Raw genomic sequence first — 19,572 nt, 5'->3', positions numbered from 1 at the left:
CGCATGCTCGTACCACGAACTGACGCCTCGGCGCGCCCCTGCCGGCTCCACCTGGCGATCTGCTCGCAACGACAGGCACTCCCCAACAATGAAGTCGTGGCTCCGAGCCATGAGCCGACACCCAATAACAATAAGGACGGTAATCACCATGTTCGACTGGTACAAATCCGGCTCCCGGCAGGAGCGCAAGACCTTCTGGGCCTGCTTCTCCGGCTGGGCGCTGGATACCTACGACGCCCAGATGTTCAGCTTCCTGCTGCCGGCGCTGATGGCGGTCTGGCAGATCTCCAAGGGCGAGGCCGGCGTCCTCGGTACCGCCGCGCTGCTCTCGGCCTCCTTCGGTGGCTGGATCGCCGGCATCCTCAGCGATCGCTACGGCCGCGTACGCATCCTCATCTTCACCATCTGCTGGTTCACCCTGTTCGGTTTCATCGCCGGCTTCACCCAGAGCTACGAGCAGATGCTGGTGATTCGCACCCTGCAAGGCCTGGGCTTCGGCGGCGAATGGGCAGTCGGCGCGGCACTGATGGCCGAGGTCATCCGCCCGGAACACCGCGGCAAGGCGCTGGGCTTCGTGCAGAGCGGGTTTGCCCTGGGCTGGGCGGCGGCAGCGGTGATCATGACCGCCCTGCTCGCCTGGCTGCCCCAGGAGATGGCCTGGCGCGCAGCCTTCTGGGTCGGCGTGATCCCGGCCGGCTTCGTGCTGTTCATACGCCGGCACGTCAAGGACCCGGAGATCTACAAGCAGGCCACCGCCAAGGTCGAAGAAAGGGCCTCGATGCTCTCCGCCTTCCGTCCCAACGTGATCCGCCTGACCCTGCTCGGCGCGGTACTGGTCACCGGCCTGCAGGCAGCGGCCTATACCATCATGGCCTGGCTGCCGACCCTGATGGTCTCGGTGCGCGGCCTCAAGCCCGGCCCGGTGATCTTCACCATGCTGATCATGTGCGCGGGCGCCTTCGCCGGCTTCGTGGTCACCGCCTGGCTGGCCGACCGCTACGGCCGCCGCCCGGCACTGCTGCTGTTCAGCGTGGGCGCATGGATCTTCACCGTGGTCTACATGCTGGTGCCGATGAGCACGACGCTGCTGATGGCCATGGCCTTCCCGGTGGGCGCTTTCGCCACCGGCATCTTCGCAGTGCTCGGCCCGTTCCTCAGCGAGCTCTTCCCCACCCACGTACGCACCACCTGCATGGGGTTCTCCTACAACCTGGGCAAGTCCCTGGGCGCGCTCTCCATCGCCGGCGTCGGCGTGCTCTCCGAGCAGATCGGCCTGGCCCAGTCCATCGGCACCTTCTGCCTGGTGGCCTATGCCCTCTCCGTCACCGCCGTGCTGCTGCTCCCGGAAACCCGCGGCGTACGCCTGCAGGATGTCGACGCCAAGGCCATGAACGACGACACCGGGCCGCAACCTTCGAGCGGTACCCAGCTGTCCCAGAGCAAACCCTGAAAACCGAGGAATCACCATGCTGTACTGCGTAAGAATGGACGTGAACATTCCCCGCGACATCCCGGCCGAAGAAGTCGAGGCGATCAAGGCTGCCGAGAAGGCCCGCGCCATCGAAATCCAGCAATCGGGAAAATGGCCGCACCTGTGGCGGGTCGTCGGCCAGTACTCGAACATCAGCGTGTTCGATGTCGAGAGCAACGACGAGCTGCATGCGCTGCTTTCCAGCCTGCCGCTGTTTCCCTTCATGACCCTGCAGGTCACCCCTTTGGCCAGGCACCCTTCCTCCATCGCCTGACCTCGGCCGGCGGCCCGCCCGGGCCGCCGCGCCTTCCTCACACCACTTTCAGGATGCGGCCACGCCATGCCAATGCTGCTGCAAGCGGACGCGCTCGACCTCAGTGAGCTGATCCGCCCCGGCGATACCGTACTCTGGGGCCAGGCCAACGCCGAACCCCTGCCGCTGACCCAAGCCCTGATGGAGCAACGCGCACGCATCGGCCGCTTCCGCGTCATGCTCGGCATCGCCAGCAGCCGGACCTGCCGCCCCGAACATGCCGACGTGGTCGATTTCCTCGCCTACTGCGGCGCCGGCGCCAACCGCGAACTGGGCAACGCCGGGGTACTCGACATCCTGCCTTGCCACTATTCACAGCTGCCCGGTCTGATCGCCAGCGGAGCCCTGCGCATCGACGTGCTGATGCTGCAACTGGCGCCCGCCGACAGCCATGGCCGCTACAGCCTGGGCATCGCCCACGAGTACCTGCTGCCAGCGCTGGACCATGCGCGGGTGGTCATTGCCGAGGTGAACCGGCAGGCGCCGCGTACCTTCGGCGAACGCACCCTGGGCGATGCGGACCTCGACGCCATCCTGCACACCGACCGGCCGCCGCTGGAGAATCCCCCGGCGCGCATCCGCGAAGCGGACGCCCGTATCGCCGCGCATATCGCCGGGCTGATCGATGACGGCGCCACCCTGCAGATGGGCATCGGCGCCATCCCCGACGCCGTGCTCGGTGCCCTGCGCGGCCACCGTGACCTTGGCGTGCATTCGGGCAGCCTTGGCGATGGCGTCGCGCAGCTGATGCAGGCCGGCGTCATCACCAACGCCCGCAAAAATCGCGACCGTGGCGTCAGCATCGGTGGCGTGCTGCTGGGCAGCCGGGTGATCCACGACTTCGCCCATGACAACCCCGCCATCCAACTGCGCTCCACCACATACACCCACGACCCGGACGTGCTCGCCAGCCTGGACCGTTTCGTGGCGATCAACTCCGCGGTAGAAGTGGATCTGACCGGCCAGGTCAACTCGGAAATCGCCGCCGGCAGCTACGTCGGCGCGGTGGGCGGCGCGCTGGACTTCCTGCGCGGCGCCCAGCGCTCCAGAGGCGGACTGCCGATCATCGCCCTGCCCTCCACCGCCGGCGCCAACAGCCGCATCGTCGCCAGGCTCAATGGCCCCGCCACCATTCCACGCAGCGACGCAGGGCTGATCATCACTGAATACGGCGTCGCTGATCTACGCGGCAAATCCTTGCGACAGAGAGTGGAATGCCTGCTGGAAGTTACCCATCCGCAACACCGCGCGGCGCTGGAGGCGCAGCTGCGGGCAAAACCGGCAGATTTAGAGTAGAGAAAATAGATCCGTCCCGAATGGCACTTACTTAACCCTTTTCGGATGACCGTGTTTCTTGATCGCTGCCCGAGCAGATTGACGTGTGCAGGTCAGTAATGGGTAGGGCTTTGGCCTTCGCTTGAGGGCTCTGGGTTCAACTCGCCCGGAGCGATTGCCGACACGCTGTTGCGCGACCAGAACCAGCAGGCCGCGAAGAGTCGTACCTCCGTCAGGATCATCGTCGAATTGCCGCCACGCCAGCCATAGCTGGAGGCTGTGCTTGAAGCTCAATTCACGGGGTAGGCAGTCAGCCATCGAGGCCGATTGCGCCATGATCAGGCGAATCAGGTTGTGTGCCAGCAGGTAAATCCAGAGTTCCTTGATAGCCATCGCGGGAGCTTTACAGCTCAGCATTTCGAGTCCCATCGTGGTTTTGAGATTGCGCAGATCCAACTCTACGTGCCAGCGGCTTTTGAACAGCGCTTTCAAGGCAGCCTTGGGCGTTTGACTCGTGCAGCGCAGCGTCGTGACCAGAATCTTGTCGCCCGCTTTCAACTCCCGAACCTCCAACCTGTCAGGCACTTGCTCGTAGTAAGCCTGGCTCATCCAGGATGGGCGTTTCCGGGGCTTTTCCAGACCGATCAGATGATCGCGCGTCCCCAGGCGCTTACCTCACCGAAAGTCGGTACTGCGCCGACGCGCGCCATATTGCTCAAACACACCATCGATGCCCCTGCGCTGCAATTCACACAGCAGGAAATAGGTCGCGTAGTAGGCATCTCCCAGCAAAACATCGCCAGCGTTCAACGTATCGAGCATCGACCGCAACAGGGTTTGCTCATCGCCACCCTTGCCGCGAAAACGACCCAATGCTGCATTCAGCACTGCACCGCTGGAGAGGCAGACGATGCCAACCAGCCGACAAATCGGAAAGCCCAATCCCGGCTTTTGCCCGCGCGACTGCGGATAGGCGGCCTGATTAGCCGTTGTATCCGGCATCGACACCGTCGTGCCATCCACCAGCCGAACCGGTCTGCCCATCCATTGCCCTGTCTTGCCTGAATAGTGACTGATCAGGCTGCCAGTGTTGCGCACCAGCGTGGAAACCATCTCCACCGGCAACCGCTGACGAGCACGGCAGTAGCCGCCGGTGTGCGTGCTGCACGGCTTCAAACCCGCTAACAGTTGTTTGACGGCCATCTCATTGACCGCCTTATGGCAGGAACGGTCGGCACTCAAGGCCTGGGCCATGAACATGGACAACGTCTCTGTCGGCGGGAACAAGCGCTCCCGATGAAACGGCAGCAACGACTCGACATGCTCGAATAATTCAGGGCCGGTTAGCAGGTTGAAGAAGGCGTAAGCGTCCGTATTCGATGTATGCCGACGGGCGCGCTGCTGTTGATGAATGACGGCTTGGCGCCTAGGATTCATCTGGGCTGCTCCTTGGGCTCGGTGTGTGTTCGCAACTATCACCGTAGACCAAGAGCAGCCTTTCTTTTCTGAATCAATCGCTTAGCGCTTAAGTAAGTGCCATTCAGATCCGTCTCCTTTTACGTCCGAGATGCTCTTCGTAGGATGGGTTGAGCTTGCGAAACCCATGCGGCCGCGGTGATGGGTATCGCTTCGCTCAACACCATCCTACGGGGTGGTTTGCCGGCGGGGGTAGGAGCGGACCTTGTCCGCGATGGCCGGAGGCTCCGGCGCGATTCGCGGATGAGATCCGCTCCTACGGGTTGCCCCGCACCAAGCCCCTTGTAGGAGCGCGCCCTGCGCGCGAATCGCGGGCAGGGCCCGCTCCTACAGGTTGGTGCCGAACTCCCCGAACATGCCGGACAGCCCCCTCTCCCGCTTGCGGGAGAGGGCTGGGGAGAGGGTGCTCTTCTGCGCCCCCCGCTCCGATCTCAACCTCGGCACGGAACACAGTCCAGTTCCAGGGACACACGAACGTAGGAGCGGACTCCGTCCGCGATTGGCCCCGCTCAGGACACGCCCCATCGAGGACAAAGTCCGCTCCCGCATGAGCGAGCATGGCTTTTCGAAGGATGGTGTTGAGCGAAGCGATACCCATCAGTGCAACCGCATGGGTTTCGCAAGCTCAACCCATCCTACGGAAAGCGCCTCGGCGCAGACAGTTGTTCCTACAGGTTGGCGCCGACCCCACCGGGCCCGGCCCCAGGAGGAACCGATGCCAGGATCAGGGACGTGCGCGATTCACATCGATGAACGGCAGCGTCGAGCCCGGCAGCATGGTTTCCGGCAGCTTGCCGTCCCAGCGTTCGGCCTTGGTCAGTTCGATGAGGTTCTGGTTCGAGGCCAGGGCCTCGGCCTTGGCGCGGATGGCATCGGCCTCGGCCTGGCCGCGCAGGCGGGTGGCCTCGGCGTCGGCCTTGGCCTGGGCCAGCTTGGAGTCGGCCTCGGCCTGCGCCTGGGTGACCTGGATCTGCGCCTGCACCTGCTCGGTGGCGAGGTTCTGCTGGCGGGTCTGGATCGCCACCTCGGCCTTCATGCGCTCCTCGATGGAGCGTTCGTAGGCGTCGGAAAAGTCGATGTTCTCCACCTGCACCCCGTCGATCACCACCGGGCCCTTGACCGCGGCCTTGACCGCGGTGGCCACGTCGGCAACGAACTGCCCCCGGTTCTGCACCGCCTGGATCGCCGTATAGCGGCCGAAGACGTTTTCCACCTGGGTCGGCACCTGGCGGCTGATCAGACGGTCCACCAGCCCCTGCAGGTCGCCGTAGCCGGAGTAGACCTTCGCCACCTCGTCCGGCGTCACGTGCCAGGACACCGAGACCACCAGCGCCGCGCTCTGCTGGTCGCGGCTGTAGGCCTGCAGTTGCTCGTAGCGGCTGGTGTGGTTCTGGATCGACAGGGTCTTCACCGTCTCGATGAACGGCACCTTCCAGCCCAGCCCGGGCTCGGCCACGTCCACCAGCTTGCCGTTGCGCAGCACCACGCCGCGCTCCTTCTCGTCGATGGTGTAGAACGAGCCGCCCACGGCGACCAGCACCAGCAGGCCGATCAGGCCGCCGGCGACGAGTTTCAGGGGAAAGGCGCGCGGCAGCGCCTGGGGAATGTTCGCCATGGGGCATCTCCTTGAAAGTGGCGTTCCTGGGGCCCGGCACCTGCGCCGGGAGCGGCAAGCCTAGCGGATTGACCTGGGCCGGCACCAGCATCGAATGTCGCTCGCCTCGAAGGAAACGAACTCCACCAGCAATCCTTCAGCCCTCGCTCGACAACCTCAACGTCCTGATCAACAGGCTCCGCAGGCTGTCCACGGCCTTGGAGCCCTGGGAAGCGCGGCTTCGATAGACGGCGACCTCCATGGGCTCCAGCGGGCCGAGCCCCTGCTCGACGCCCAGTATCTGCAAGTGATCGGGGGCGCTGCATTGCGTCAGCACCGCCACCGCCAGGCCGCTCTCCACCGCGGCGAGCTGCCCGGCGAGGCTGGAGCTGTTGTACACCACCTTGTAGCGCCGGCCCTGCAGCGCCAGGGAGTTGATCGCGCTGCGCCGTGCGAGGCTCGTGCTCTCGTAGACCGCGATCGGCAGCGGGTCGCGCCGCCAAAGCTCGAACTGCGGCGAGCCCACCCAGACCATGGGTTCGTGGAACAGCAGCGTTCCGCGCCGGGAGTGGTCGCGGGAAACCAGGGCCAGGTCCAGGTCGCCGCTGGCCACCCGCGGGATGAGCGCCGTCGACTGCTCGCAGTTCAGTTCGATTTCCACGCTGCCATAGCGCTGGGCGAAGCGTTTGAGCACCGGCGTGAGGTACTTGGCCGCGTAGTCGTCGGGCACGCCAAGGCGAACCCGGCCGCTGAGTTCCTCGCCATGGAAGGCGGCCTGGGTTTCGGCGTGCAGGTCGAGCATGCGGCGGGCAAAGCCCAGCAGCGTCTGACCGTCCGCGGTCAGCTGCAGGCTGCGCGGGCCGCGTACCAGCAGTTGCCGGCCCAGGGCGCTTTCCAGTTTCTTCAATTGCATGCTGACCGCCGATTGCGAACGATGCACCTCGCCCGCCGCGCTGGACAGCGAGCCCGCATCGACCACGGAAACGAAGCACTTCAGCCAATCCAGCTGCAGGTCACGCGGCATCATCTTGATCGGTCCTTTAAATTCGTTTATCGAATACTTGCCTGCGGCATTATGCGCTTCTCGTTCCAGCGGGGCAGCCCCACACTCGCCGCATGAACACACATGAACAGATAGCGGAGCCGCAGGCTTCGCCTTTCAGCCAGCGAACCGCGCCCTCCGCTTCCGACGCCACCGGCGGAACGCTGCCCTTCGTACTGGGCAGCGTCGTCCTGGGCACCATCGGCCTCTTCCTGCACCAGTCCGGCGCCGATCCGCTGACCGCGACCTGGTTCCGCTGCGCCTTCGGCCTGCTGGGGCTGACGCTCTGGGCAGCCTGTCGCCGCCAGTTGCGCGGCCTGCTCCCGGGCAGGAACGCGACCTTCGCGCTGCTCGCGGCGGGCGGCCTGATGGTGCTGGCCTGGAGCCTGTTCTTCGCCGCCATCGAGCGCACCTCCGCGGGCGCGGCCACGGTGCTCTTCCATGTGCAGCCGCTGTGGGTGCTGATCCTGGGTACCTGGTATCTGAAGGAGCCGATCGCCAAGCGGCGCGTGGTATCGGTGATCGTCGCCATGGCCGGCCTGGTGCTGGCGACCGGCATACTGGAGCACCTTTCGCTGTTCGGCGCGGACCAGGCCTACCCCGCGAGCTACTGGTGGGGCATGGCGTTCTGCCTGGTCGGCGCCTTCTGCACCGCCTGCGTCACCATCGTCGCCCGGCGGCTACGGCACATGTCGGCCGGCATCCTCGCCTGGTGGCAATGCGCGATCGGAACGCTGGTCCTCCTGGCGTGGCCCATGCTCCACGGCTGGCCGCAATGGGGCGCCTCCTGGGCATGGCTGGCAGGCCTGGGGCTGATCCACACGGGGCTCGCCTATTCGCTGATGTACGCCGGCATGGCGCGCCTGAACACCGACAGGATCGCGGTCTACCAGTTCATCTACCCGGCCGTGGCCATCGTCATCGACTGGCTGTTCTACGGGCAGCGCCTGGGTGCTCTGCAGTTGATGGGCGTCGCGGTGATGGCCGTTGCCATCTGGTTCACCGAGCGCAATGGGGAAAGGGAGCGGACTTGATGTCAGCCGATCCTCAATCCCTGGTTTTTGTACCCGCTCTCATGACACTGCTCACCGCTGCCGAAAACAGAAAAGGTTCTCCACTTACCGAAGACGAAGTCTGCAGCATCCGCGACCAAGCAACCCGTATCCTGTCCCACAACTAGTTTGGGTCTCTGTTGGCCTCAGCAGTTGTCAGTTGCTCAGTTCAGTCTGACTCGATAGCTATAGAGAGGCCGAGTCAAATTGGATTGCCAGGCGCTCCCGCCATCACGGGCAGATTTGGGCCAAAAGCGGCCATAACCTGTGCGATCCGCCCTCCCCGATTGGCGTCGGAAGGCGGAAGACTGAATCAGGTGCACCCAGCGAGGAACGCGGCTAGCGGTTATCCGCCGCTGGCGGGTGCCACTCCGTTCCATGCCTGCCCGTAGGAGCAACTGCCCTGCAGGTCGCGCCGGGGTGCCCACCGGAAGGAGCGGACCTTGTCCGCGATAGTCGGAGGCTCCGGCGCGATTCGCGGATGAGATCCGCCTACGCCTCCCCACCCACTCCGCTCCCATGTAGGAGCGCGCCCTGCGCGCGAATCGCGGGCAGGGCCCGCTCCCGCAGGTTGGTGTTGAACCTGCCGGGCATGCAGCCGAGAGCTGCGGGTCAGTACTTCCAGGTGACCGAGGCGGTGAGGTTGCGCGGCACGCCATAGTTGGCGGTAGTGGTGCTTTCGTACAGCGACAGCAGGTACTTGCGATCGGTGACGTTGTTCAGGTTCAGTGCCGTGCTCCAGTGGCTGTCGATGTCGTAGCTGGCCATCAGGTCCACCAGGGCGTGTAGTAGCCGTTGGCGGCGATGGTGTCGGCGCCAGCCTTGAGGTGCGAGCGGCCGTAGTTGGCGCCGAGGGTCAGCTCGTGCTGGCGGTCGAACAGCTCGAAGGGACCGGACAGCTGGCCTTCGCCGATCAGCTGGTGTTCGCGGCTGGCGGCGGGAACAAGCGCTCCCGATGAACCGGCAGCAGCAACTCGACAGGGTCGAATAATTCAGGGCCGGTTAGCAGGTTGAAGAAGGCGTAAGCGTCCGTATTCGATGTATACCGACGGGCGCGCTGCTGTTAATGAATGACGGCCTGGCGCCTAGGATTCATCTGGGCGGCTCCTTGGGCTCGGTGTGTTCGCAACCATCACCGTAGACCAAGAGCAGCCTTTCTTTTCTGAATCAATTAGTTAGCGCTTAAGTAAGTGCCATTCAAATCCGCCCCCATTTCGGCATTTCGGTCCCTGCACCGACGCTACCTTTCGCACCGAAGAACTATCTGTTATAGGCAGTACTCAACCGCATACCCCCCTCCTAGTTCTTGCTGTAATTTTTTGGCCAATTCTTGCCCTTCAGCTATATGTCGAAACGCCACCTCAGGCGAGCTAAACCCAGAATCAGGCGGGTAGTCGCTATTGAACGTCGCCTGATACTCACTGTCCCATGCGGTGATTTCAGCCTTCAGTTCTTGAGAAAGGGGCAAGTCGTCAATATCAATGTGCCCCATAATATCCGGCTCCGGACAAAATATCGGTCCAGCCAAATATTCACTCGCTAATCTCAACTTGATCATGGCAATGGTCTCCAAGAGCTGACTGGATTCGCTCGAACCACGAAACCGTTTGAGTCGACGCCAATTGAGACATATTGCTAAACACCATTATATGTGATGAAAAATAGGGGTGAACTCTAATACTGCCCAATCAATTAGCTCTAGAGCAGAAAAAATAAGCCCCCCTTTTCGGCCTTATCCAATATCAACCCTAGCCAACTAACTGACACTAATAATCATTTTAACCTAATCAAGTACTCCAAACTCTACAGAGTTGAGCACAAGAAATATTGTTCCACCTACGAATTCCCAACATAAACGCTGTTACCCGGAAGATTCATCACCCAGGGCTCACAAATAAAAGAGCAAAACACATCAAGTCTTCTTCCATCAGAGAGAATAAATGACGGATCAATTGGCTGACCATCAGAGACCCATGAAACATCAACAATTGTAAGCCCTACCAGACCTTCTATATTTACATCTAGCTGATTATCCCAGCATGTAAACAATAGCTCTTTACCTTGAGAAACCCGCCATGCACTAGTGGTGACAAAGCTCCAATCGTCACCAGAAACAACCAAGGAATCACTATCCCACTCAACATTTTTTATATCGAGAGGAAGAAAAGACATAATAACCCTTAGGAAATCAAACATTAGTTCACCTGCTCAATATGCGTTCTTTCTCTAATCCATTGTTTCCTTTCAGCATTAGAAAGACCTTTCGTTGGTTGCGGTGATTTCCCCGTTGCCAGAACAAAAGGGACGATTTATTTCTCACACCCTAATTCTGTCCAGCCAGCCAGCTTTAGAGCAGGAAAAATAAATCTGCCCCTTTTCGGCCTAAAGACAAAACTACCACTTCAGGTTATCTTTCCGCGCTTTTTTACAGCATCTAGCCAATCTCCCCATGCTGCTGGATCAGCAGGCCCCGAATTATTCAACCAAATCTTCCAGTCCAACGAGACTAGCATTGCTCCAATATCATCAGATTTCGTCTAGGAATACCGTTTGGATAGCCCTGATCTCTGAGCGGCACCCCTGGAGCCAGACCGAAGCTATCAGCAACTTTCTCTCTTGGAATTGAACTACCATCCCGAATCTGCGGGAATATTTCAGATTGCTGAATACTCAAATCCGCATTTCCTGTCTTAATCTCAATAATTCTCAGCTTTCCATCTAGGGGTGCCGCCACAATACCTGGTCTACAGCGACCAGCTCCGCGGGAACTACCAAAAACTTCTTTCGTATTAACTCTGTATTCTTGGGACGAAAGCTGAACTTTAATGTCGTCCACCATGTTCAGGTAATGATCTCTGATAGTGATCTTTGGAGCATCTATAGCCCCTTTTGCCGCAATTTAAACGTTACGCAACGTCCACCATCGAAGACTCACCTCAGGTTCAAGCATCACCCTAGCCTCCGAAGTTGATCCGCAATTATCAAAAACAACTCGGACTCCCGCTCCCGAACTATCACGTACTATTTCAATAGATTTGACGTTTTCCGAGGAAACAATTGCCAACTCCTGCATGGCAAGTCTCAGAACCACTTGGAACGACTCCATGACAGCGCTAAAAGAAATATCAATTTCGATCTCGTATTTTTTTGATTTTCTTGTATAACGGCATAAAGCCAAGCTTGGATCTACCTCAACAGGTTCGATACCAAACTCCTCCAAAAAATCGGTTGGGCTTGGAAATTCCACTGCGACCTCCTCAGTGAAGCGGTATGACTTTGCTGAGCTTACGAGTGCCATCATCAAGAACCTGGAACGTGCTCTGGAAGTTAGCAGCCTTACCTGATGGCCCCATAAAAAATGATTCTCTGACCTCAAATTTTCCGTACTGGTTGGAAAAGGTATTTATCACATTACCCTCAGTTTTGGCAGAAAGCGTCAAGTGATCAGTTAGCATCTGACGTCCAGCAGAATTGTCTGGAACACCAAGTCTTTTCATTTCGAGCGCAAGCTGGTTTGAACGAGCAGCATTATGGGAGTTACTAGCGACACGGCCAAATAGATAATCAAACTTACCCGGCGCAATTTCTATTCCTTTTGCACCAAAAAATTACTGAACAAGCAACTCTTTTGCCAGCTTTAAAGACTCCAAAAAACCATCCAATGGAACTCGTAATATAGAATCCTTTAAGTCAGCAAACACCTCAAGCTCAAGACTGTCAACTCCCATGTCTTGATTTACCTGCGCAACTGGCTCTCCTTTGTACCGGATCTCAGCAGTTAAATTCTCATAGCGCGAATCGCTATATCGCACAACTTCAAAATCAGGATTGCTTTCAAGTATTATCATTCTAATCACTTAATCCACAAACCCAGAGAACGAGCCATCACTATTATAGCGAAGCCCTCGGCCATCGGGTGCTCGAACCTCAAGACCACCTCGCCCCAAATTTGTGAATGTTGATTTAGGATTATTAAGAATCTCATCAACTATCTTCTGAGCAGTTTCATTCTGCTGCTTAATACCGCCAGAAAGTTTAGGGAATGTCCCCGTTTCCCTCTGTCCGGATGCATGCTTAGTCAATGCTCTAGCCGCCTGTGTTAAACCCTCTTTATTAATCGGATTCGAAGCGGCTGCTGCAAGATCATCAACACGGCGGCCACCGAAGATCTGAAGAGCCGTCGCCGATCCTTTTGAGTCCTGCCCCTTCAACGCCCCAGCTAGCTTACTCAGCAGTTGGCCACCACCTGCCATTACAGCCTTTGCCAGCGCCGCTGCTGAAACACCTGCTGCTGCCAGCTCCGCCTTTTCCAAGGTGTTCAGGCGTTGCTGTTCAGAAGCCGTAGGGGCGAACAGATCGGTTTGCAGTGTATCCGCAAGGTCCGGATTGACCAGGAACTGGTTTACCAAGCGCAGGGCTTCCGGCTTGACCTTATCGATCCCCTCGCCGTGTGCCGCAGTCGCAGCCAGGGCATCCATCATGTCCTGCTCGCTGACCTGATCGGCTCCAGGGCCACAGTACGCCGGCTGCTTCTTGCAGAAATCCAGGGCGCCTTCAGCAAAACTCTCGGCATTTTTTCGATGCAGTTCGTGGTTGTACTGCGTCGAGTTCTTCGCTACCCAGGAGCCGGTTTCCAGCTTGTTCGTGTCCGCATCCGGATCCTGCGCCACCGTGGCGACCAGACCGAGCAACTGCGAACTCATGCTCAGCAGGGCCTCGCGGTTCTCGGGCGAGTAACTGCTGACCAGCGCGTCTAGATCCTTCACCACGGCTTCGTTGAGACCAGCAGCCAGCGCACCGGTAGCGAAGCTTTCCCCTCGCGCCTCGGCAGCCAGGCCACCCATCAAGGCGTGCAGGACCACCATCTGGCCGCTGCCGGTATCCAGCTTGTGGGCCTGGCCGAAATCACCCACGGCATTGAAGCCGGCCGCCGCCAAGGTGTTGTAGAGGCTGCCCTTGAGCGCATCCCCGAAGCTGGCCGAGCCACCGGTGGCCTTGTTCAGGGCGGCACTGGTCATGTTCTGCAACGCCTGGTTGGCTGCGAAGGCGGCGACGCCATTCGGGCTGCTCAGGTCCACGACCACCTTGCCGTTGACGAACTTGGTCTGGGTGCCGACCAGATCGTCGAAGTAGCCCGTGGTCAATCCACCTAGCGCACCAGCGATCATCGCTTGGCGAAGGCCGTCGCTACTCAGGGTGTCCTTTAGCGCTGTACCGATATCGCCTTTATTGTTGATGGCGCTGACACCGCCAGTAGAGGCGAGTGAGGCCGCTCCACTGGCCAGCGCCACATTGCCCCAACCCGCCGCGACTGTTGCCCCCGTTGCACTGACTCCCGCAGCGGCCATAGCGGTGCTGGAACCTGCGGTGGCCCCTGCTGCTGTGCCGACTGCGGTACTTGCGGCCCCATATGTGGCAACGCTGAGTACGATCGCTACCGCCAGTTGTGCAGCCGGCCCCATTCCCGAACTGCTGTACTCCCAGCTGTCATGCACCTCCTGCACCCGCCGCCAATCCACATCCCCCCGCGCCTCGGCCTCTTTCAGCCAGGCCAGGTCGGGATCGGCCTGCACCATGGCGTCGATGGTCTGCCCGACGCTCTTCTGGTCGATGTGCTTGATGTCGATCTTCAGGCCTTCCACGGCCTTGATCGCCAGTTCGCCCTGGGCGATCAGCTGGCTCTGGCGCAGGGTTTCGTCGGTCTGGCCCTTGCCCTTGGCGGACTGCCAGGCCAGGTCGCTCTTGCTCTTCTCGTGGCTTTCCTGGTGCAGGTCCTTGACCGCTTCGAAGGTCACGCTGCCGCCACTGACGATGGCGATGTCGTTGCCGCTTTCCAGCCTGGCGGCCTGATACTTCTGGTCGCCGCCGCTGAGCAGGGTGATGTCGCCGCCGGCGCTGACCTGGCTGCCCACGGCCTTCACGTCGGTGACTTCGTCGCGCTTGAAGCTCTTGCTGCCGAGGCTGCCCTTCTTCTGCTTCTGGTACAGCGAGTGTTCGCTGTCATGACCGGCCAGCAGCTGGAGCTTGTCGCCAGCCACCAGGAAGGCTTCCTTGCCGGCGCCGACCTGGCTCGCTTCGAGGGTCAGGTTCTGGCCAGCGCTGAGGGTGACGTCGCCGGCGGCGTTCAGGGTCGTGCCGCGCTGGCTGACGCGGCTGTCTTCGCTGTCGACCTTCTTGCCGCTGCGCCGGTAGTGGTATTCGCGGCTGCTCTGCTCCTGCGCGGCGCCCAGCAGCAGGTTGCCGGCGGCGGCCAGGTTGGCGTCGCCGCCGGCTTCCAGGTGGCTGGCCAGCACGCCGATATCGCGGCCGGCGCTGATCTGCAGGTCACCGCCGGCCTGGACGCCGGCGGCGTGCTGGCGGACCTCGGTCTGTTCCCAGCTATGACGCTTGTCCTGGCGGGCGTTGCTGTCGACGGACTCGACGGCGCCGATCAGCACATCGCGCCCGGCCTGCAGTTGGATGTCGCCCTTGGCCTGCAGCTGGCCACCCAGGTTGAGCAGGTCGCGCCCGCTGCTGATCGACAGGTCGCCGCCGGCCTCGATGCGCGCGGCGCTGTCGAGCAGGCTGGTCTGCAGGCTGGCGCCCCTGGCCTGGCCCTGCACCTGGGTCAGGGTCCGTTCGTTGACGACATCGCCGGTCAGCGCGGCGAGGCTGACATCGCGCCCGCTGATGATGCCGCCGGCGGCGTTACGGATGCTTTGCGTGGCCAGCAATTGCAGGTGCCGGTTGCTTTCCATCAGGCCGCTGTTGCCGATGTTGGCGGCAGTGGCGCCGAGGTCGTTGCTGGCGCGCAGGGTGCCGGCGTTGTTCAGTTCGCCGCCGCTGATCAGCGCCAGGTCCTGCCCCTGGATCAGCGCGCCGTTGGGTGCCAGACGATGCTCGGCCTGAGCCAGGTAGAGCACCGGCACCAGCACCTTGCGACCGTTCACCTCGGCCTCTTCCAGCCAGACGATGTCGTGGGTCAGCGCCGCCACCTGCCCGGCGCTCAGGGCCACGCCGAGGCTGAGGCCCAGGCGGTCCTTGTAGCCGATGGCGTTGTCCATCAAGTACCTGAACAGCGCTTCGTCGCTGGACAGCCCGGCGATGAAGCGCTGGCCGGTGCGCGCCACCAGCGCCTGGCGGATCAGCCGCTGCTCGTAGAGGCCGTCGCCCAGGCGCTGCTGCGCCTGGGCCGGGTCGTAGCCCAGCTGGGCCAGCAGGTAGTCGGAGCCGAGGAACTGCTTGAGCCCGGCCAGCGCCGGGTTGGTTTCGATCAGGTAGGGGTGGCCGCTGTCCGGGGCGTTGAGCCGGAACAGGCCATGCTCGCCCTGGGGCAGGCGGAAACCCGGCAGGGTGATGGGGTTGACCGCCTGCTGGGCGAGGTCTGGCGGCAGCTGTGGGTTGAGCACCGCGACCAGGGGTTGCGACTGGCCGTCGACCTGAACGTCCTCGATCCGCGCCACCCCGCCGTCGTAGGCAATGCCGGGGTGGATGACGCCATTGTCCAGGCGCTCGCCGGCGCTGATCTGCACCGCGCCGGCCGCCTGGATGACGGCGTTGGCGGAGGTGGCGCCGCCCGGGCGGTATTCCCAGATGTCACTGAGGAAGCCGAGGTCGTACAGCGCCGACGGCAATTCCAGCAGGTTGTCCGGGTCGTAGTGGTTGGCCTGGTAGTCCGGCACGTGCATCGGCCGGTGGAGGTTGCCATCGGCGTCGCGGTAGACGTGCAGAAGCAGACCGTTGGCCAGTTCGGTGGGGGTCACCGTGCCCTGGTTGAGCCCGCCGATGAGGTTGTCCCAGTAGCTGAACACCGAGGGATCGGCATTGTTCGCCAGGTTGTAGGGCAGGACGTAATGGCCGACGAAGCGTTCGACGGTGCCGTCGGTGACCCTGCCGCTGTTGAATATCCGCGTGCGGATGCTCTCGCCACCGCTGATGCCCTGGTTGACGAAGCTGCCGGCGCTGATGGTGATGTCGCCACCGGCGGCCAGGGTGCTCGCGGTGTTCTCGAAGTCCTGGGCATCCACCCGCAGGTTGCCGCCGGCCTGGATGAAAGCGGCCGGGGATGCCTCCTGCACCTCGCTGGCATAGACCTCCCGGGCGATGTAGTCGACGTTGTAGTGGTCGCCGGAGCAGTCGTAGCAGCGAACGATGATTTCCCCGGAGATCAGCTTCTGCCCGAGACGGAAGCTGTCCTGGGTGTTCTTCAGGCTGTCGCTGGCGATCGCCAGGTCGCCCTGCGCCTCCAGGGTGGCCGAACGGTTCTCCACCACACGGGCGCGCCCTTGCCGGTCGTCCGCGGCGATGTCCAGGGCGCCCAGGCTGTAGACGTCGGCGTAGCGGTTGACGAAGCGCTCCACGCGCAGCGCCATGTCGCCGCCGCTGAACAGCAGGCCGTTTTCGTTGAGCAGGTCCGCGCTCTCGATCCGCAGGTCGGCGGCGCTGCCCAGGGTGCCGGTATTGTTCAGGCTGGCCGCGCGGGCCAGCAGGTCGCCGGCCGCGGTGATGCGACCGGCGTTGTCCAGGCTGCCGCCAATGCTGATGCGGGTGGCACCACCGCCGATGATGCTGGCGCTGCTATCGAGGGCAAGGCTGGTGGCATCGAGGCCGAGCTCGCCCAGGCTGCTCAGTTGGCCGCTGCCGCTGTAGCGTCCACCCAGGTTCAGCGCCAGGTCGCCGTCGCTGGCGATCAGGCCGGCATTACGCCAGTCGCCGCCCGTGCCGCGCAGGGCCTGGCTGGCCAGTAGACGTCCCTCGGCCGCTTGTTCCAGCTGGCCGATATCCAGGCTCAGTTCACGCGCCTGCAGGCTGCTGCGGTTGCTCCAGCTGGCCGCGCTCAGGTTCAGCGCGGCGTTGGTGACGAAGCTGCCGCCCGCAAGGCCCAGTTGCGCCAGGTCGATGCCGAACCCGCCATTGCCCAGGTGGCGCACGCTGCCGTCGTCGTTGCGCAGGTCGCCACTGGTGAGCAGCAGGTCGGCAGCGGCGCTTTCCAGCAGGCCTTCGCGGTTATCCAGCAGGCCGCCGATGCTCAGGCGCGTGGCGCCCTGCTGGCCGAGGGCGCGCACGCGGCCCTGTGCGTTGGACAGGCCGGCGGCGGTGAGAGTGAGCTGGTTGCCGGCCTCGATCAGGCCGAGAGTGTTGTCCAGCGCACCGCGCAGGCTGAAGTCGATGTCCCGGGCGCCGACCTGGCCGCCGTGGTTGAGGAAATCGCCGGCATACAGGGCCAGGGCCTGGCTGGCGAAGAGACCGCCGGCGCGGTTGTCGAAGCCGGCGCTGTTCACCCGGGCGTCGCAGTGGGTGGCTGCCAGGTGCCCATCGCTGTTGGCGATGCTGTCGGCGTCGAGCAGCAGCGCGGCGCCCTGGGCGATGCCGGCGCGGTTGTCGAAGTGCCCGGTGGCCAGTTGCAGCAAGCCCCCGGCGCCGCTGAGGATGCCGCCGGCGGAGTTGTCCAGGTTGGCGGTACGCACCCGCACGCCTTGGCCTTCCAGGCGCCCGCCGCGGTTATCCAGGTTGGCGCCGAGGTCCAGCGCCAGTTCGGTCTCGGCGTACAGTTGGCCGCCGCGGTTGTCGAGGCTGTCGCCCTGCAGTTCGACGGCCCGGGCCGTGATGCCGCCCTGCTGGTTGTTCAGGCTGCCGACGCGTCCCGTGAGCCCGCCTTGGCTGCTCAGCAGGCCCTGCTCGCGGTTGTCCAGGCTGGCCAGGTCCAGGCGCAGGCTCTGTTCGGCGGCGAACAGGCCGAGGCGGTTGTCCAGGGCGCCGCCGCTGATGTGGATGTGCTGGCCGCCAATCTGGCCGTTGCGGTTGTCGAGCACAGCAGCGCGGGCCTGCAGCTGGCGCGTGGCGATCAGGCTGCCGCTGTTGCGCAGGTGCTGCGCATCGATAGAGAGATCCCCTCCGGCGTTGCGGCTGTTGTCAGCATTGACGCCGGCCTCGATCACGCCGCTGTTGCTGAGCTGGTTCGCCTTCAGCTCGATGGTCGAGCCCGCCGCCAGGCTCTGCGCATTGCTCAGCGCACCGCTGGCCTGCACGCTGGCGCTGCCGCCGGCATAGGTTGGGCCGTTCAGGGCCACGTCCTGGCCCTTCAGCGCCAGGTCCCCGCTGGCCGCCACCTGGGCCAGTTCCAGCTTGCCGTTGGCATCGATGCGGATGTCGCCGGCGCTGGCCGCCATGTTGCCGGCCAGTTTCACGCCCACGCCCTGTTCAGTGCCGACCAGGCGGATGGTGTTGGCGTACATGCCGCCCAGCGCCGAGCTGTCGATGGCCAGCTGCGGTTTGGCGCTGCCGTCGTCGGGCTTGGCGGTGGCGGCCAGTGTCTGTGCGTCCACCGTGTTGCGCCCGGCCACCACGGTGAGCTGCCTGGCGTACAGGTCGGCGTTGAGCTTGGCGCTGCGGGTGATCAGCTCGAACTGGTCGAGGTTGCTGGCATTGAGGCCGGCGCCTTCGATGGCGATTTCGCCGCCGTCGACGTCGTAGCCCTGCAGGCGCTCGCCGGCCAGGATCGGCTTGCCGGTGGTGAGGGTGGCGCGCGGGGTGTTGATGAAGCCGCAGCCGTTGCAGGTGATGCCGTGGGGGTTGGCGACGATGACGTGGGCGCCCTGCCCGGCCACTTCGGTGTAGCCCTTGAGTTGCGAGGGATTGGCCCCGGTGACTTCGTTGAGGATCTTCTGCGCCGCCTGGCCCTTGAGGTTGGGGTTGCCGAGGATGATCCCGCCCAGCTGGGTGCCCTGGGTCTTGCCGGTGGCGTTGTTGAGGATCAGGCCCTGCTGGCCAACGCCGTAGTCGCTGAATTTATTGTGCGAGAGACCGCTGCCGTTGGGCGTGGCGATGTTGACGATGGGCACGCCGTTGCCCGCGGCGCCCAGGCTGGTGTTGCCGCCGGCGGCCGCGTCCACCGCCAGTTGGGCGGCGGCTGCGACTATCGGATTGAGGAACAGAAGGCCGGCCAGGGCGCTGGCGATGGCCTGGTGGAGGGGGCGGCGGATGTCCATATCGGGGGGCTCGCGCGGGGTAATCGTTGACCCGGCGGACTCTATTCCCCTACTCGGCATGGGGCCTTGAGGGTTTCCAGCCCCCTTGCGTAAGCCTTTTCCGAATCAAGCCGCCTGGCGGAACTCCCCGCCCCCAGGTGCGCCAGGGCGCACTTCGCATGCGGCTGTGGCGATGGGTATCGCTTCGCTCAACCCATCCTACGGGGCTAGAAGAGCCAGTGTTCCGGTCGCGCACTGCCCACCAGGTGAGAATGCCAGCCGACATATGCCGCAACTGCCGGGCGACGATGGTGACGCAGGCGGTGCAGAAGACTCCGAGTCTATGCGGGCCCGCTGTAGAGCGTGACAAGCAGCGGCCAACGGACAGAGTCCAGCCAATTCC

Annotated in this window: 14 protein-coding genes and 1 pseudogene; 4 read left to right on the top strand and 11 right to left on the bottom strand. The window is 62.7% G+C overall.

All coding sequences use genetic code 11. The features are described 5' to 3' along the window. The first annotated feature begins 109 nt into the window (after nucleotides 1-109). The 3 genes from M8R19_RS30980 to M8R19_RS30970 all read left to right on the top strand — a co-directional run bounded on the left by M8R19_RS30980 (nucleotide 110) and on the right by M8R19_RS30970 (nucleotide 3,080). Nucleotides 110-1,450: an MFS transporter gene (locus M8R19_RS30980; RefSeq protein ID WP_283939526.1), complete on the top strand. Its 1,341-nt coding sequence runs from the start codon at nucleotides 110-112 to the stop codon at nucleotides 1,448-1,450. Nucleotides 1,451-1,466: 16 nt separating this feature from the next. After that, nucleotides 1,467-1,745, top strand: a complete 279-nt coding sequence (gene catC / locus M8R19_RS30975) for a muconolactone Delta-isomerase (RefSeq protein WP_074984398.1) — start codon at nucleotides 1,467-1,469, stop codon at nucleotides 1,743-1,745. A gap of 66 nt (nucleotides 1,746-1,811) precedes the next feature. Then, a complete protein-coding gene (locus M8R19_RS30970; protein ID WP_074984395.1) occupies nucleotides 1,812-3,080 on the top strand; it encodes an acetyl-CoA hydrolase/transferase family protein in 1,269 nt (422 codons plus the stop codon). A 27-nt stretch (nucleotides 3,081-3,107) separates the two neighbouring features. Here the strand turns inward: M8R19_RS30970 and M8R19_RS30965 are convergent. The 3 genes and pseudogenes from M8R19_RS30965 to M8R19_RS30955 all read right to left on the bottom strand — a co-directional run bounded on the left by M8R19_RS30965 (nucleotide 3,108) and on the right by M8R19_RS30955 (nucleotide 7,156). Beyond that, nucleotides 3,108-4,496: pseudogene (locus M8R19_RS30965) on the bottom strand (IS4 family transposase). A 763-nt stretch (nucleotides 4,497-5,259) separates the two neighbouring features. Then, a complete protein-coding gene (locus M8R19_RS30960) occupies nucleotides 5,260-6,150 on the bottom strand; it encodes an SPFH domain-containing protein (protein WP_009620067.1) in 891 nt (296 codons plus the stop codon). Between the two features lie 136 nt (nucleotides 6,151-6,286). Then, complete coding sequence (locus M8R19_RS30955) at nucleotides 6,287-7,156, bottom strand: LysR family transcriptional regulator (protein ID WP_249919875.1); 870 nt, start codon at nucleotides 7,154-7,156, stop codon at nucleotides 6,287-6,289. Between the two features lie 89 nt (nucleotides 7,157-7,245). On the opposite strand from M8R19_RS30955, the gene M8R19_RS30950 reads away from it, so the two are divergent. Next, nucleotides 7,246-8,205, top strand: coding sequence for a DMT family transporter (locus tag M8R19_RS30950; protein WP_249919874.1), 960 nt, complete (start codon nucleotides 7,246-7,248; stop codon nucleotides 8,203-8,205). Nucleotides 8,206-8,835: 630 nt separating this feature from the next. Here the strand turns inward: M8R19_RS30950 and M8R19_RS30945 are convergent. The 8 genes from M8R19_RS30945 to M8R19_RS33265 form a co-directional block, all read right to left on the bottom strand. Further along, nucleotides 8,836-8,991 (bottom strand): hypothetical protein, encoded by a 156-nt coding sequence (locus M8R19_RS30945; protein WP_338139907.1) that lies wholly within the window; start codon nucleotides 8,989-8,991, stop codon nucleotides 8,836-8,838. A 499-nt stretch (nucleotides 8,992-9,490) separates the two neighbouring features. After that, entirely contained in the window at nucleotides 9,491-9,781 is a 291-nt protein-coding gene (locus M8R19_RS30935; protein ID WP_074985641.1) for an immunity protein CdiI family protein, read from the bottom strand. A 278-nt stretch (nucleotides 9,782-10,059) separates the two neighbouring features. Then, entirely contained in the window at nucleotides 10,060-10,419 is a 360-nt protein-coding gene (locus M8R19_RS30930; protein WP_249919873.1) for a hypothetical protein, read from the bottom strand. Between the two features lie 310 nt (nucleotides 10,420-10,729). Further along, on the bottom strand, nucleotides 10,730-11,062 hold the full coding sequence (locus tag M8R19_RS30925; protein ID WP_249919872.1) for a hypothetical protein: 333 nt from the start codon (nucleotides 11,060-11,062) through the stop codon (nucleotides 10,730-10,732). Between the two features lie 60 nt (nucleotides 11,063-11,122). Beyond that, on the bottom strand, nucleotides 11,123-11,470 hold the full coding sequence (locus M8R19_RS30920) for a hypothetical protein (protein WP_249919871.1): 348 nt from the start codon (nucleotides 11,468-11,470) through the stop codon (nucleotides 11,123-11,125). Nucleotides 11,471-11,480: 10 nt separating this feature from the next. After that, complete coding sequence (locus M8R19_RS30915; protein ID WP_074985646.1) at nucleotides 11,481-11,720, bottom strand: hypothetical protein; 240 nt, start codon at nucleotides 11,718-11,720, stop codon at nucleotides 11,481-11,483. A 111-nt stretch (nucleotides 11,721-11,831) separates the two neighbouring features. Then, nucleotides 11,832-12,071 carry a hypothetical protein gene (locus M8R19_RS30910; protein ID WP_074985649.1) on the bottom strand — a complete coding sequence of 80 codons (240 nt, stop codon included), beginning with the start codon at nucleotides 12,069-12,071 and terminating at the stop codon, nucleotides 11,832-11,834. Nucleotides 12,072-12,080: 9 nt separating this feature from the next. Continuing rightward, nucleotides 12,081-19,190 (bottom strand): two-partner secretion domain-containing protein, encoded by a 7,110-nt coding sequence (locus M8R19_RS33265; RefSeq protein ID WP_283939525.1) that lies wholly within the window; start codon nucleotides 19,188-19,190, stop codon nucleotides 12,081-12,083. Between the last annotated feature and the right edge of the window lie 382 nt (nucleotides 19,191-19,572).

Source organism: Pseudomonas sp. R3.Fl, from assembly GCF_023516765.1.
GTDB lineage: Bacteria > Pseudomonadota > Gammaproteobacteria > Pseudomonadales > Pseudomonadaceae > Pseudomonas > Pseudomonas citronellolis.
Note: the sequence above shows the minus strand (reverse complement) of the source record. Positions and strands in the feature narration are given on the sequence as shown.

Bases quoted from the DNA above. Each gene is read 5' to 3' on its own strand.
- catC (WP_074984398.1), top strand. From the start codon at position 1,467: ATGCTGTACTGCGTAAGAATGGACGTGAACATTCCCCGCGACATCCCG.
- M8R19_RS30970 (WP_074984395.1), top strand. From the start codon at position 1,812: ATGCCAATGCTGCTGCAAGCGGACGCGCTCGACCTCAGTGAGCTGATC.
- M8R19_RS30910 (WP_074985649.1), bottom strand. From the start codon at position 12,071: ATGATAATACTTGAAAGCAATCCTGATTTTGAAGTTGTGCGATATAGC.
- M8R19_RS30935 (WP_074985641.1), bottom strand. From the start codon at position 9,781: ATGATCAAGTTGAGATTAGCGAGTGAATATTTGGCTGGACCGATATTT.
- M8R19_RS30960 (WP_009620067.1), bottom strand. From the start codon at position 6,150: ATGGCGAACATTCCCCAGGCGCTGCCGCGCGCCTTTCCCCTGAAACTC.
- M8R19_RS30915 (WP_074985646.1), bottom strand. From the start codon at position 11,720: ATGAAAAGACTTGGTGTTCCAGACAATTCTGCTGGACGTCAGATGCTA.
- M8R19_RS30945 (WP_338139907.1), bottom strand. From the start codon at position 8,991: ATGGCCAGCTACGACATCGACAGCCACTGGAGCACGGCACTGAACCTG.
- M8R19_RS30955 (WP_249919875.1), bottom strand. From the start codon at position 7,156: ATGATGCCGCGTGACCTGCAGCTGGATTGGCTGAAGTGCTTCGTTTCC.
- M8R19_RS30980 (WP_283939526.1), top strand. From the start codon at position 110: ATGAGCCGACACCCAATAACAATAAGGACGGTAATCACCATGTTCGAC.
- M8R19_RS33265 (WP_283939525.1), bottom strand. From the start codon at position 19,190: ATGGACATCCGCCGCCCCCTCCACCAGGCCATCGCCAGCGCCCTGGCC.
- M8R19_RS30930 (WP_249919873.1), bottom strand. From the start codon at position 10,419: ATGTTTGATTTCCTAAGGGTTATTATGTCTTTTCTTCCTCTCGATATA.
- M8R19_RS30950 (WP_249919874.1), top strand. From the start codon at position 7,246: ATGAACACACATGAACAGATAGCGGAGCCGCAGGCTTCGCCTTTCAGC.
- M8R19_RS30925 (WP_249919872.1), bottom strand. From the start codon at position 11,062: ATGGTGGACGACATTAAAGTTCAGCTTTCGTCCCAAGAATACAGAGTT.